General features: G+C 52.6%; 1 rRNA gene. It reads right to left on the minus strand.

Annotated elements, in window-relative coordinates:
* A 16S ribosomal RNA gene (locus tag GBM95_RS12230) occupies positions 1–209 on the minus strand; the annotation flags it as partial.

A 209-nucleotide genomic window follows, 5' to 3' on the forward strand; every position in this document is an offset into this window, starting at 1 on the left:
ACGCCCAGTATTCCGATTAACGCTTGCACCCTACGTATTACCGCGGCTGCTGGCACGTAGTTAGCCGGTGCTTATTCTTCAGGTACCGTCAGCAGAACGTGGTGTTATCACGTCCCTTTTCGTCCCTGACAAAAGCAGTTTACAATCCGAAGACCTTCATCCTGCACGCGGCATGGCTGGATCAGGGTTGCCCCCATTGTCCAAAATTC

Source organism: Sutterella seckii (genome assembly GCF_009183815.1).
Classification (GTDB): Bacteria; Pseudomonadota; Gammaproteobacteria; order Burkholderiales; family Burkholderiaceae_F; genus Sutterella; species Sutterella seckii.